Annotated in this window: 8 protein-coding genes; 4 read left to right on the top strand and 4 right to left on the bottom strand. The window is 65.6% G+C overall.

Annotated features, from left to right (window positions below):
• Positions 1-2: 2 nt before the first annotated feature.
• Both AC1DVS_RS05335 and AC1DVS_RS05330 read right to left on the bottom strand, forming a co-directional pair.
• Positions 3-2,387, bottom strand: coding sequence for a glycoside hydrolase family 3 N-terminal domain-containing protein (locus tag AC1DVS_RS05335; RefSeq protein ID WP_478021273.1), 2,385 nt, complete (start codon positions 2,385-2,387; stop codon positions 3-5).
• 2 nt (positions 2,388-2,389) lie between these two features.
• On the bottom strand, positions 2,390-4,795 hold the full coding sequence (locus AC1DVS_RS05330; RefSeq protein ID WP_478020883.1) for a glycoside hydrolase family 3 N-terminal domain-containing protein: 2,406 nt from the start codon (positions 4,793-4,795) through the stop codon (positions 2,390-2,392).
• 152 nt (positions 4,796-4,947) lie between these two features.
• Between AC1DVS_RS05330 and AC1DVS_RS05325 the strand changes: the two genes are divergently transcribed.
• The 4 genes from AC1DVS_RS05325 to AC1DVS_RS05310 all read left to right on the top strand — a co-directional run bounded on the left by AC1DVS_RS05325 (position 4,948) and on the right by AC1DVS_RS05310 (position 12,177).
• Complete coding sequence (locus AC1DVS_RS05325; RefSeq protein WP_478020881.1) at positions 4,948-7,101, top strand: alpha-glucuronidase family glycosyl hydrolase; 2,154 nt, start codon at positions 4,948-4,950, stop codon at positions 7,099-7,101.
• A gap of 423 nt (positions 7,102-7,524) precedes the next feature.
• On the top strand, positions 7,525-8,604 hold the full coding sequence (locus AC1DVS_RS05320; protein ID WP_478020879.1) for a LacI family DNA-binding transcriptional regulator: 1,080 nt from the start codon (positions 7,525-7,527) through the stop codon (positions 8,602-8,604).
• Positions 8,605-8,709: 105 nt separating this feature from the next.
• Positions 8,710-10,488: an IlvD/Edd family dehydratase gene (locus AC1DVS_RS05315; RefSeq protein WP_478020877.1), complete on the top strand. Its 1,779-nt coding sequence runs from the start codon at positions 8,710-8,712 to the stop codon at positions 10,486-10,488.
• Between the two features lie 15 nt (positions 10,489-10,503).
• Positions 10,504-12,177 (top strand): glycoside hydrolase family 43 protein, encoded by a 1,674-nt coding sequence (locus tag AC1DVS_RS05310; protein ID WP_478020875.1) that lies wholly within the window; start codon positions 10,504-10,506, stop codon positions 12,175-12,177.
• 84 nt (positions 12,178-12,261) lie between these two features.
• Here AC1DVS_RS05310 and AC1DVS_RS05305 read toward each other — a convergent pair whose 3' ends face one another.
• Together AC1DVS_RS05305 and AC1DVS_RS05300 are read right to left on the bottom strand one after the other, a co-directional pair.
• The gene (locus tag AC1DVS_RS05305) at positions 12,262-13,089 is read right to left on the bottom strand and encodes a hypothetical protein (protein WP_478020873.1); all 828 of its coding nucleotides are present in this window, start codon (positions 13,087-13,089) and stop codon (positions 12,262-12,264) included.
• On the bottom strand, positions 13,086-13,664 hold the full coding sequence (locus tag AC1DVS_RS05300; protein WP_478020871.1) for a hypothetical protein: 579 nt from the start codon (positions 13,662-13,664) through the stop codon (positions 13,086-13,088). Before AC1DVS_RS05300 ends, AC1DVS_RS05305 begins: the two co-directional genes overlap by 4 nt.
• Positions 13,665-13,760: the final 96 nt, after the last annotated feature.

The raw sequence follows: 13,760 nt of genomic DNA, 5'->3' as shown, positions 1-13,760 counted from the left end.
AGTCAGGCGATCGTGAGAATCGCCGATTGCACCTTGGCCGAGCTGTTGCCCGCCATGATCTCGACGCGGCCGGGCTCGACGACTTCCTTCATCTCCAGATTCCAGATGCGGAAGGCCTTTGGCCCGAGCGTGAAGCTGACTTTCCGTGTCTCGCCGGCGGCGAGCGTGACGCGTTCGAAGCCCTTCAGCGCCATCACCGGCTGAGTGACCGACGCGCCGAGATGGCGGATATAGAGCTGGACGACCTCGTCGCCGGTCCGCTTGCCGGTGTTGGTGACGTCCACCGTGACGGTGACGTTGCCGTCCGGCGCGATGCTCGGCGCCGAGAGCAAGGGCTTGCCGACCTCGAAGCTGGTGTAGCTCAGCCCATGTCCGAACGGGAACAAGGGCGCGGCGTCATCGAATAGATATCCGCGCCGGGCGCTTGGCTTGTGGTTGTAGAAGAAGGGGATCTGCCCGGCGTTGCGGACCACAGTAACTGGCAGCTTCGCACCCGGGTTGATGTCTCCGAACAGCGCCTCGGCCATCGCAGTGCCGCCTTCCTGCCCCGCATACCAGCATTCGAGGATGGCGTTGGCCTTCGCCGCCACTGTCGGCCAGCTTGCCGGGCGGCCATTGATCGCGACCACCACGATCGGCTTGCCGAGCGCATGGAGCGCCTCGAACAATGCATTCTGTTCGCCGAGCAGGTCGAGATCGGCGCGGTCGCCGAGATGGTTCTTCGCATAGCCTTCGCGGCTGGTCAGCTCGGTATCGCCGATCGCGAGCAGGATCACATCGGCCCCACGCGCCGCCGCGACGGCTTCGGCAATCAGCGCGCGGTTCTTGTCGGGGTCGGCGAGCACGACCGCGTCGGCCGTATTGTCCTCGGTCGTGGTGATGAAGACGCCCTGAGCGTGGATTACCGCCGCATCGCCGATCTTCGCGCGCACGCCGTCGAGCAGGCTGACGCGCTGTTTCGGGAAGCTCGAATAGCCGCCGAGCCGGGCGATCGCCGCATTCGGGCCGATCACCGCGACCTTTTGCGTGCCGGCCTTGAGCGGGAGCGTGCCGTCATTGCTGAGCAGGCACAGGCTCTTGCGTGCCGCCTCGAGCGCCAGCGCGCGGGCTTCGGCATTGCCGGTGATCCTGGCCGCGAGCTTGGCGTCGCCATAGGGATTCTCGAACAGGCCGGCGCGAAACTTGAAGGTAAGGAGGCGCGCGACCGCGGTGTCGATCGCCGCCTGGCTGACCGTGCCTTTGCGGACCTGATCGGCAAGCCCGCGATAGGCGAAGCCGTCGGGCAGCACGCAATCGACGCCCGCCGCCAGCGCAAGCCGCGCCGCCTCGTCGCGATCGGCCGCGACATGATGGATCCGGTCGAGCTCCTCGACTGCACCGTAGTCGCTCGCGACGATGCCGTCGAAACCCCATTCGCCGCGCAGCACATCATGCAGCAACCAGCGATTGGCGTGGCTCGGGACGCCGTCAATCTCGTTATAGGAAGGCATCACCGCGCCGATCGCGGTGCGCTCGACCACTGCGCGGAAGGGCGGGAAGAAATTCTCGCGCAACTCGCGCACCGATATCTCGGCCGGACCGACATTGGTACCGGATTGCGGCTGGCCATGGCCGGTCATGTGCTTGAGCGTCGCGAACACCTTGTCCGGCGCGAGGCGCTCATTCTTGCCGACGCCCTGCAGTCCCTCGACCGCGGCGACGCCCATCTCGCCGCAGAGATACGGGTCCTCGCCAAAGGTCTCCTCGATCCGGCCCCAGCGCGGATCGCGGGCGATATCGACCACGGGAGAGAGGACATAGGGCACGCCCCGCGCACGAGCCTCGCGGGCGATCACGCTGTTCACGCGGCGGACGAGACCGGGATCGAAGCTGCCGGAAAGCGCGATCGCCTGCGGGAAGCTGGTCGCCTCAGTCACCATGAAGCCGTGCAGCGCTTCCTCATGGTACAGGATCGGGATGCCGAGCCGGGTCTTCTCCATCGCCCAATGCTGCGCAGCATTGTTGAAGGCGATATTGTCGTCGGGCGTCCGCCAGCGCGCCGCGGTACCGCCCTCGGCCGCGCCGATTCCGGGCCCGCCACGCTTGTCGGACGGGCGCGAGATCTGGCCGATGCCGTCGGGATAAGCGGTGCTGGCCTTCGCGGGATTGAAGGCGAGCCCGTCCATCACATCGGCCTTGGTCGCCCAGAGCGCGATCATCTGCGCGACCTTCTCCTCGAGCGTCATTCGCCCGAGCAGATCCTTCACCCGATCCGCGATCGGCGCCCGCGCATCCTTGTAGAGTGCGCTTGCGGTTTTCGCGAAGGCGAGCCCCGGCGTCAGCGCGAGCACTGAAGCCGAGGACAGCCAGCCCAGCGCCTGGCGCCGGCCGATCGGGGTGGAGGCGATGCTCACTGGGTGACGGTGAGCGTTGCGGTCTTCAGATCGACCGAGTTGGGGCCGGCCATGATCTCGAACTGGCCCGGCTCGACCACGCGCTTCATCTCGAGATTCCAGAGCTCGAAGGCGCGGTGATCGAGCGTGAAGCTCAGGGTCTTCGCTTCGCCGGGCTGCAGCGTCACGCGCTGGAACGCCTTCAGCTCCTTGATCGGCCGGGTGACCGAGCTGACCAGATCATGGACATAGATCTGAACCACTTCATCGCCCGCCCGCGCGCCGGTGTTGCGGACATCGACCTTGACCTGGACCGTGCCGTCCGGCCGGATCGTCGGGCTCGACAGCTGCGGCGCACCGATCGAGAATTTGGTGTAGCTGAGGCCATAGCCGAACGGGAACAGCGGCGTCGCCTCGCCGAACAGATAACCGCGATGCGCCGATGGCTTGTAGTTATAGAACATCGGCAGCTGCCCGACCGAGCGCGCAATCGTCACCGGCAGCTTGCCGCCTGGATTGACGTCTCCGAACAGCACGTCAGCGGCTGCGTTGCCGCCCTGCTCGCCGAGGTACCAGCCCTCGATCACTGCATTGGCATTGGCCGCAACCTTGTTGATCGAGAGCGGCCTGCCGTTGATCATCACCACGACGATCGGCTTGCCGAGTGCCTTCAAGGCGTCAAACAGATCCTGTTGCTGGCCAACCAGATCGAGGCTCGACCGGTCGCCGAGATGGCTGTCGGCCCAGGCCTCGCGGCTGGTCTGCTCGGTATCGCCGATCGCAAGCACGATCGTGTCGGCGCCCTTCGCCGCCTCGACCGCGGCGGCGATCCGCTTCGCATTCTCGGCAGGGTCGGCGAGGGTGACGGTGTCTGCCCACCAATCGTCATTCTCGGTGATCTTGACGCCTTCCGAATAGACTATGTTGGCGCGCGTCCCGACCTTCGCCTTGACCCCGTCGAGGATCGAAACAGTGACCGGCGGCTCGCCATAATAGCCGCCGAGGCGGGCGACAGCGGCGCTCGGGCCGATCACTGCGATGGTCGGCTTGGCCGCACCCGCTGCGGGGAGGGCCAGTGGCAGCACGCCATCATTCTTGAGCAGCACCATCGACCGCGCTGCCGCCGTTCGCGCCAGCGCGCGGGCCTCGGCATTGTTGGTGACCTTCACCGCCGCCGCCGCATCGGCATAGGGGTGCTCGAACAGCCCGGCGCGGAACTTCATCTCGAGCATCTTCCTGACCGCGTCGTCGATCAGCGCTTCGGAGACCTTGCCGGCGCGCACCGACGCGACGAGCGTCTTGTAGCTGCCGCCCTCGGGCAGGTCGCTGTCGACGCCTGCATTGAGCGCGAGCAGCGCTGCCTCGGCCTTGTCCGCGGCGATGTGGTGAATGTCCTGGAGCTGGTCGATCGCATAATAATCGCTGGTGATCGCGCCCTTGAAGCCCCATTCGCCGCGCAGCACATCGTGCAGCAGCCACTTGCTCGCATGGCTCGGCGTGCCGTCGATCTCGTTATAGCTGGGCATCAGTGCGCCCGGCCCGGCGCGCGTGATCACCTGCTCGAAGGGCGGGAAGAAATTCTCGCGCAGCTCTCGCTCGGAGATCGGCGCCGGGCCGATATTGGTGCCGCTCTCGGGCTGGCCATGGCCGGTCAGATGCTTGAGCGTGGCGAAGACCTTGCCGGGCGCGAGCTTTTCAGGCTTGCCGGCGCCTTCGAGACCTTCGACCGCGGCGACGCCCATCTCGCCGACCAGATAGGGATCCTCACCAAAGGTCTCCTCGATCCGGCCCCAGCGCGGATCGCGGGCGACATCGACCACGGGCGACAGGGCGAGGGTGACGCCCCGCGCCGCGATCTCGCGCCCGGTAACGACATTGATCGCGCGGATCATGTCCGGATCCCAGCTTGAGGCGAGGCCGATCGGGATCGGGAAGCTGGTCGCGCCGACCGCGGCATAGCCGTGCAGCCCTTCCTCATGGAACAGGATCGGAATGCCGAGCCGGGTTTTGGTGAGGGCATAGCGCTGCAGATCATTGACCAGCTCTACCGTGCTCTTGATGCCCCGGCGCGCCACGACGCGCGGCGAGGAGGGACCGTCCGCATCCGAGGGGCGCGAGAAACCGCCAAGGCCATCCGGATACAGCGCCGCAACCTTGGCGATATCGATGCGCTTGTTCGCATCGAGCATCTTGGTCTTTTCCTGCCAGACCGTCAGCAGCTGGGCGACCTTCTCCTCGAGCGTCATCCGCTTGAGCAGATCTTCCACGCGTGCGTCGACCGGTGCGCTGGCATCCTTGTAGAGCGGCTTCGCCTCGGCGGGCGCGGCCGGGGGCGGCGCGGCGCTGAGCGCGACCGGCGCGGCGCAGGCGAGCAGCAGGACGAACGAGCGGCGGACGAAGCGCGACGCGATAGTGGATGGCATTATGGGGAACCCCTCCTGTGGACACGGTGTCGTCGGACAAGCCGCCGCGCCACCGCTTTTTCTGATAGCGCTACCATGATAAGTCAGGCAATGTCTGTCAATTGCCGATGGTCGCCGGGAGAGCCGGCCCGGCGCGCGTGAGAGGAAGTTCGATGAGTCGCTTGGTAGCATGGTGTGCGGCTCTGTTCATTTTGGCCGGCGCCCTGCCCGCGACCGCTGCCCGTGCCGAAGACGGCTATGATCTGTGGCTGCGGTACCGCCCGCTCCCGGTGGACATCCAGGCGCTGGCTCGCGTCCGTGCGACCGCCATCGTCACCGACAATCGCGACCCCTCCATTGGAAAAGCTGTCGAGGAGCTCGATCGTGCGCTTGGCGGCATGCTCGGCAGCGCCCCGCCGACGAGCGCGACGGTCTCGGCCGGTGCGATCGTCCTCGGCACAGCGGCCGAGCCGCGCATCCGGGCGCTTGGCCTGCCGCTCGCCCAGCTCGGCGATGAAGGCTATCTGATTCGCAGCGTGACCATCGACGGCAAGCCGGTGACCGTGATCGCGGCGAATAGCGGCATCGGCGTTCTTTATGGCAGCTTCGCGCTGATCGAGCGGCTGGAACGCGGCCAGCCTCTCGATGGACTCGACATCGCCTCCGCGCCGAAGCTCAAGCTCCGCATCCTCGACCATTGGGACAATCTCGATCGCACCGTCGAGCGTGGCTATGCCGGGCAGTCGATCTGGGACTGGTGGAAGCTCCCCGACTTCAAGGACCAGCGCTACACCGATTATGCGCGGGCCAATGCGTCGATCGGGATCAACGGCGCAGTTCTCAACAACGTCAACGCCAAGGCCGACAGCCTGACCGCGCCGTATATCGCCAAAGCGGCGGGGCTGGCGAAGGTATTCCGGCCCTATGGCATAAAGGTCTATCTCTCTGCGCGCTGGTCGGCACCGATCGAGATCGGCCATCTCAAGACCGCCGATCCGCTCGACCCCGCCGTCGCTGCGTGGTGGAAAGCGAAGGCGGACGAGATCTATGCCGCCATTCCCGATTTCGGCGGCTTCCTCGTGAAGGCGAATTCGGAAGGTCAGCCGGGCCCGCAGGACTATCACCGCAACCATGCCGATGGCGCTAACATGCTCGCCGCCGCAGTGAAGCCGCATGGCGGGGTCATCATGTGGCGCGCCTTTGTCTATGCGCAGGAAAATCCCGAGGACCGCGCCAAACAGGCTTATGACGACTTCAAGCCATTGGACGGCAAGTTCGCCGACAATGTCATTGTCCAGGTGAAGAACGGCGCGATCGATTTCCAGCCGCGCGAGCCCTTCCATCCCTTGTTCGGTGCGATGCCGAAGACCCCGCTGATGATGGAATTCCAGATCACCAAGGAATATCTCGGGATGGCGACTCACCTCGTCTATCTCGGGCCGCTCTATGAGGAAGTGCTGCAGGCCGACACCTGGGCGCACGGCAAGGGATCGACCGTCGCGAAGGTGATCGACGGGTCGCTCGACCATCATGCGCTGACCGGCATGGCCGGCGTCGCCAATATCGGCAGCGACCGCGACTGGAGCGGAGCGACCTTCAACCAGGCGAACTGGTTCGTGTTCGGGCGTATGGCCTGGGACCCCGAGGCATCGGCGAAGGCGGTTGCGGGCGAATGGTCCGAGCTGACCTTCGGGCCCAACCCGCAGATCACCCCGACGGTAGTCGACATGATGACGACGTCGCGCGAGGCGGTGGTGAACTATATGGAGCCGCTCGGCCTCGCCCATATGATGGCCACCAGCCATCATTATGGCCCGGCGCCCTGGGTGCATGAGCTCGCCCGGCCCGAGTGGAACCCGGTCTATTATCACAAGGCGGATGCGACGGGCATCGGCTTCGACCGGACGAAGACCGGCAGCAATGCCGTCGCCCAATATGCGCCCAAGGTCGCGGCGATGTTCGCTGACCCGAAGACCACGCCGGAACGGGACCTTCTCTGGTTCCACCATGTCGGCTGGGATCAACGCATGACTTCGGGCAAGACGCTGTGGGAAGAGCTTGTCGCGCATTATGCGCTCGGCATTGCGCAGGTCGGCGACATGCAACGTAAATGGCGGATGCTGGCGCCGCTGATCGATGGCGAACGCTACGCCAAGACCGATACCTTCCTATCGATCCAGCAGCGCGAGGCGCAGTGGTGGCGCGATGCGTGCCTTGCCTATTTCATGAGCGTTTCGGGTCGTCCGCTGCCGCCGGGCGAAGCGCCGCCGGCGCGTTCATTGGCAGACTATGAGGCGATCACCTTCCCCTACGAGCCCGGGAAGTAGCGCGGTAACATAGATTAGAGCCTGACTGGCGATTTCCTTCGCCCCGCAGCATTGACAGCCAGTCGCCAGAGGCATAGCGTCAATGTGATCGCTATCATTTATGTTCGGCGTGAGACAATGAGAGACCCGATAGAGGTCCGATTTGAGGGGTATGGCTTGAGCACCAATCTTGAAAAATTCCTGGTCGTGCGCGTCAGGCAGGGCCTCGCCCCTGTCACCCACAGCGGACGCTTCTGATGCGGAGGCCGTCGGATCTTTCCCCCCGTCGCCCTTCACACATCGGCATGGATAGCCCTCGCTAGCCGTGCCGATCTTTCTCCCCTGGGGCGGCTGGCGCGAGTCAGTCGCCCATTTTGTGTGTCCGCCCATGTTGCGGACTGCACCGCAACATCGTAGCCACCGTGCCAAGGGGAGCATCACGATTTGAGGCAACGTACATCTCGGCGGCAAAAGACCACCGCCACGATCAGCGATGTAGCCGAGAAGGCCGGCGTTTCGCCCATGACCGTGTCGCGTGTCCTGAACGGCGAGAGCAATGTCCGGCCGGCCACGCGCGAGGCAGTAAATGCCGCGATCGCGGCGCTCAGCTATTCTCCCAATCCCGCCGCGCGCAGCCTTGCCGGTGCGCAGCCGATCCGGATCGGCCTGCTCTACAGCAACCCGAGCGCTGCCTATCTCAGCGAGTTCCTGGTCGGCAGCCTCGATTGCGCCACCCGCGCCAATGTTCAGCTCGTCGTCGAGAAATGCGATGACGACGAACATGCCGATGAAGCGGCCCGGCGCCTGTTGCTGGGCGGCATCGAAGGCATCGTCCTGCCGCCACCGCTGTGCGACTCGGAACGCCTGCTTGCCGTGCTGCGCGAAGCCGACGGCCTCGCGGTCACGGTCGCGAGCGGCCATCCGGCGCCCGGTTTCTCGGCAGTGAGCATCGACGACCACCGCGCCGCCTTCGAGATGACCCGCCATATCGCCGCGCTAGGCCATCACCGGATCGGCTTCATCATCGGCAACCCGAACCAGACCGCCAGCGCACGCCGCCTCGCCGGCTACCGCGACGCGCTCACCGCGCTCGGCCTGCCGCAGGACGATGCGCTGATCGTGCAGGGCCTTTTCACCTATCGTTCGGGTCTCGATGTGGCCGAGCAGTTGCTCGACGTGGCTGATCCGCCCTCGGCGATCTTCGCCAGCAATGACGATATGGCGGCGGCCACGGTCGCGGTCGCGCATCGCCGCGGACTCGATGTGCCGGGCGACCTGACTGTCTGCGGCTTCGACGACACAGCCCTGGCCACGACGATTTGGCCGGAATTGACAACGATACACCAACCGATCACCGATATGTCGCTGGCGGCCGTTGAGCTGCTCGCAAAGGAGATTCGCAGCCGCCGCGCGGGGCAACGTGAGGACCCGAGTCATATCCAGCTCGACTTCACGCTGGTGCGCCGGCAGTCCGATGCCGCACCACGGCGGCGGCCGCCGGTCGTCGCGTCGCGCGCGCCCTGAGCTGCCCCGAGGGCTCGCAAGACTATTTTTGCGATAGCGACCTTCGAATTGAGGTCGCCGTGGTTCTATGTTACCGGTACCAATGATAGTTGTCAGGAGAGAGACGTGCAGCGTGAACCCGTAAAGGCCTTCCGGTCGCGTGACTGGTTTGCCGATCCGGAGCGGTCGGACATGACGGCGCTCTATCTCGAGCGCTTCATGAATTACGGCATCACCGCGAACGAGCTGCGCAGCGGCCGGCCGATCATCGGCATCGCGCAGACCGGCAGCGATCTTTCGCCCTGCAATCGGATCCATGTCGATCTCGCGCGGCGCACCCGCGAAGGCATCCGCGACGCGGGCGGCATTCCGATGGAATTCCCAACCCATCCGATCTTCGAGAATTGCCGGCGCCCGACCGCCGCGCTCGACCGCAACCTCGCTTATCTCGGTCTGGTCGAGATCCTGTACGGCTATCCGATCGACGCAGTGGTCATCACCACCGGCTGCGACAAGACGACGCCGTCCGGCATCATGGCCGCCTCGACCGTCGACATCCCGTCGATCGTGCTGTCGGGCGGACCGATGCTCGATGGCTGGCATGAGGGCGAACTGGTCGGCTCCGGCACCGTCATCTGGCGTTCGCGGCGCAAGCTCGCGGCGGGCGAGATCGACGAGGAGGAGTTCCTCCGCCGCGCGACCGACAGCGCGCCCTCGGCGGGGCATTGCAACACCATGGGCACCGCCTCGACGATGAACGCGGTGGCCGAAGCGCTCGGCCTGTCGCTGCCGGGCTGCGCGGCGATCCCCGCGCCGTACCGCGAGCGCGGCCAGATCGCGTACGAGACCGGGCGCCGCATCGTCGACATGGCGTATGAGGATCTGCGCCCGTCGAAGATCCTGACCCGGGCCAGCTTCCTCAACGCGATCCGGGTGATCACCGCGATCGGTGGTTCCTCCAACGCGCAGCCGCATCTGATGGCGATGGCGCGCCATGCCGGGGTCGAGATCAACCCGTCGGACTGGACCGAATATGGCTATGACGTACCGCTGCTGGCCGATGTCCAGCCGGCGGGCCGTTTCCTCGGCGAGCGTTTCCACCGCGCGGGCGGCGTGCCGGCGATCCAGTGCGAGCTGGCTGCTGGCGGACTGCTCGATACGAGCTGCATCACGGTGACGGGGCAAAGCGTGGCTGAGAATATCGCCGGGCGCGATGCGCGCGACCGCGAGGTGATCCGCGCCTTTGCGACGCCGCTGCAGGAGAAAGCTGGCTTCCTCGCGCTGACCGGAAACCTGTTCGACTTCGCGATCATGAAGACGAGCGTGATCTCGGCCGAATTCCGCCAGCGCTATCTGAGCCATCCCGGCAAGGAAGGGATTTTCGAGGCGCGCGCGGTGATCTTCGACGGATCGGACGATTATCATCACCGCATCAATGACCCCGCGCTGGAGATCGACGAGAATTGCGTGCTGGTCATGCGCGGTGCCGGGCCGATCGGCTGGCCGGGATCGGCCGAGGTCGTTAACATGCAGCCACCAGACGCGCTGATCCAGCGCGGCGTGGCCTGGCTGCCGACGCTTGGCGACGGACGGCAATCGGGGACGTCGGACAGCCCTTCGATCCTCAATGCCTCGCCCGAAAGCGCGGTCGGCGGGGGGCTTGCCTGGCTGCGCAATGGCGATGTGATCCGGATCGATCTCAACGCGGGCACCTGCAACGCGCTGGTCGAAGCGGCCGAGATCGCGAAGCGCAAGGGCGAGCCGGCGCCGCCGATCCCCGAGAGCCATACGCCGTGGGAGGAGCTGTACCGCGAAAAGACCGGACAGCTCGAGGATGGCGCGGTGCTCGAGATGGCGTTGAAATATCGCGGGATTTCGGCGAAGACACCGCGACATAATCATTGAGGTGATGGGGGACTGATGCGGATACGGGCCATGATCGCCGCGCTGCTGGCGCTGCCGCTCCTCGTTGCGGCGGCGCCAGTGCCCATCGCCTATTTCGACTGGTTCGATTATCGCGGTGAGGACCCGGTCGACCGCGCGATGAAGGCCGGGCCGGAGGCGTATCGCAACCCGATCCTGCAGGGCTTCTATCCCGATCCCTCGATCCTCCGGGTCGGCAGCGACTATTATCTCGTCAATTCGAGCTTCAGCTACTTCCCCGGCCTGCCGATCTTCCGCAGCCGCGATCTCGTTTCCTGGATCCAGATCGGCAATGCGATCGACCGGCCCGGGCAATTCGACTTCAAGCATATCGGCCTGTCGCGCGGCATCTTCGCGCCCGACATCACTTTTCATGCCGGGCTCTTCTATCTCGCCGGCACCTGCGTCGATTGCGGCGGCAATTTCGTGATGACGGCGAAGAGCGCGGCCGGCCCCTGGTCCGACCCGCACTGGAACCCGATCGACGGCATCGATCCCTCGCTGTTCTTCGATGATGATGGCCAGGCCTGGATCCTCAACAACGGTCCGCCGGTGGGCAAGCCGCGCTATGACGGCCACCGTGCGATCTGGGTCCAGCGCTTCGACACGCGGACGATGAAGCCGGTTGGCGAGCGCAGCGTGATCGTCGATGGCGGGGTACGCCCGGCCGACAAGCCGATCTGGATCGAAGGCCCGCACCTCTTCCGCAAGGACGGTCTTTATTACCTGATCGCGGCCGAGGGCGGTACGGCGGAGAACCATAGCGAAGTGGTGTTCCGCAGCCGATCGGTCACCGGGCCCTATGAGCCCGGGCCGGTCAATCCGATCCTGACCCAGCGCACGCTCGATCCGGCGCGGCCCTTTCCGATCACCTCGACCGGCCATGCCGATTTCGTCGCCACGCCCAAGGGCGACTGGTGGAGCGTCTTCCTCGGCACCCGGCCGTACCGGGACGACTTCTACAATATCGGCCGCGAGACCTTCCTGCTGCCGGTGCGCTGGCAGAATGGCTGGCCGGAAGTGACCGCGCCGGGGGCGGCTGTTCCATACGTCCATGCCCGGCCCGCCCTGCCGCGCCAGGCGGCGGCGGTGCCGAACAGCGGTGCCTTCCATGTCCGCGACGAGTTCACCGGGAAGGCGCTGGCGCCTTATTGGGTGCAGATCAGGGCGACCGATACGCAGTGGCACGGGCTGTCGGGCGGTGCGCTCGGGCTGGTCGCACGGCCGGTGGCGATCGGTGGGGCGGGAGACCCTTCGTATCTCGGCCGGCGCGTGCAGCATGGCTGGGCGACGGCAGAGACGCTGGTGCGGTTCGCGTCGAAGCGTGAGGGTGACCGCGCGGGGATCGCGGTGGTGCAGGACCCCGCCTATTTCTACGCCCTGTCGCTCGCCCGCACTGCTGCGGGATCGGCGATCGTGGTGGAGAAGCGCAACGGGCCGAAGGATCTGGCCGGCGGCGTGCCGGTTGCCTCGGTGCCGTTCAAGGGCACGACGGTGCGGCTGCGGATCGTGCTGCGCGGCGCGCTCTGCGACTTCCTCTATGCGGGGGCTGACGGGACCTGGCATGTGGTGGCGAAGGACCTCGATGCGACGATCCTGAGCACCAAGCATGCCGGCGGGTTCATCGGTGCGACGGTCGGGCCGTTTGCGAGGGCCGGCGGGGCTGACTGACGCGGCTTGCACGCAGTTTCCGTATTGGACGTTGCTGCATGCGGCCAGTAGGTGAATCGCGACCGAGCGCTAGCCGCGGGGGCCTTATTGCCCCGGCTTGCCGGTCCGCAGATCGACCGCCCGGCCATGCTCATAGCCCAGGATGCCGGGGATCGGCGCGAGCCGGTTGATGCCGCCGGCGCCGGGCTCGTAATATTCGCCGACCACCTCGAACTGCGCTGGCACGAGACCAAGGGAGCGCAGCGCTGCGGGAACCGGCGTGGTCGAGTCCGGCGGCACCAGCGCCTCGCCAAGCACAAGGCCGTATTGGAACATAGATGCCCCCAGATTGTCCTCAAGATGCGGGACAGGGGATGGCTTGTGGACCTTGTCGGCATAGAGCGAACCGATATCGGTGATCACCCCGGCCCGCGCGTCGAAACGAACGGTGCCCAGGCAGTTGCACGTCACCAGCATGTTGCCGCCCGCCATAACCCCGTACAGGATATAGGTCCCGGGCGGAACTTCGAGCAGGATCGTGCGCATCTCGCCGTCTTCGAGGAACTTGCCCGAATCGACGACGAAGCTGTTGGCCTTGCCGGCATAATCGAACTCGAATGTGTCGATGCCGGGCGCCTTGCCGTCCTTCGCCTTTTTGGTGAGCTCGGGCAGGGCCTTGTCATAAGCGAGCTTCCGGGCCGCACGATACTCGTCCAGTTCCTGCGTGGTTGGAATGCGCAGCATCACGTGCTGGATGGCGGACATGCCCGATTTCGCGTGGCTCGTCCTCAGGAGCAGATAGGCAACATCGGCGCGAAGAGCCGCGGGGGCGGTCAGCAGCGGTGTGACGCCGGCATTGTCCTTCGCTAGGGCCGTAACCGGTGTCGCCACGGCGATGGACAGGCCGAGCAGCGCGAGTGCGATCCGTTTCATTCGGTTACCGCCTCATCCTGTGGCTTGGGCGAAGCGGCGAGCTTGGCCTGCATCAGCAGCAATTGCTGCTCGTCATCCTTGTTCAGCGCATTCCAGGCGTCTTCGGTGATCGCATAGCGCTCATAGCCGCGGGTGCCCATGCAGCGGCGCATCTTGTTGCTGCGCGCGCCGCGCTCCATCTTGGGCGCGATGATCGCGGCCAGCCCGCTGAAGACGACAACGCCGACCATGGCCGTTAACATGTCGGGGCCAACGACCATGGGCGAACCCTGCCTGGTCTTTCGCCGATGGGCCTCGTCCCACGGAATGAACCCCGGGACCTTTGCCGGCCCCGCCACGACCAGATGCCCGCGGCATTCCAGGAGATCCCGATAAGCGTCGGCGAAGCTGACTGAGGGATTGTTGAAGTAATAGAATTTATAGCCCTCGCTACGGACTTTCGGATCCTGCGAAGGGGAGACATCGGGAAGCTTCACCGTCGCGGGATCGGGCAAGCCTTGCGGTGTATCCGCCGCCTGCGCCGCGGCCGGTAAAGGCTGCGCGAGCAGGAGCAGGATCGGGATGTATCTCATCATGCAACAATCGTCAGGCATTTCACCGATCAGGACAAGTGCCTGATCGTTTTTCGCGTCTCGACTGGTCTCGCCACGCCCGCTTTGCGCTCGCAGGTG

This window comes from Sphingomonas sp. P3_C5, from assembly GCF_056402635.1.
The sequence above is the reverse complement of the archived record's forward strand: the minus strand, read 5'-3'. Positions and strand labels throughout refer to the sequence as shown.

Excerpts from the sequence above, each read along its gene's own strand:
- AC1DVS_RS05305 (WP_478020873.1), bottom strand. The coding sequence starts at position 13,089 with ATGAAACGGATCGCACTCGCGCTGCTCGGCCTGTCCATCGCCGTGGCG.
- AC1DVS_RS05325 (WP_478020881.1), top strand. The coding sequence starts at position 4,948 with ATGAGTCGCTTGGTAGCATGGTGTGCGGCTCTGTTCATTTTGGCCGGC.
- AC1DVS_RS05310 (WP_478020875.1), top strand. The coding sequence starts at position 10,504 with ATGCGGATACGGGCCATGATCGCCGCGCTGCTGGCGCTGCCGCTCCTC.
- AC1DVS_RS05300 (WP_478020871.1), bottom strand. The coding sequence starts at position 13,664 with ATGATGAGATACATCCCGATCCTGCTCCTGCTCGCGCAGCCTTTACCG.
- AC1DVS_RS05330 (WP_478020883.1), bottom strand. The coding sequence starts at position 4,795 with ATGCCATCCACTATCGCGTCGCGCTTCGTCCGCCGCTCGTTCGTCCTG.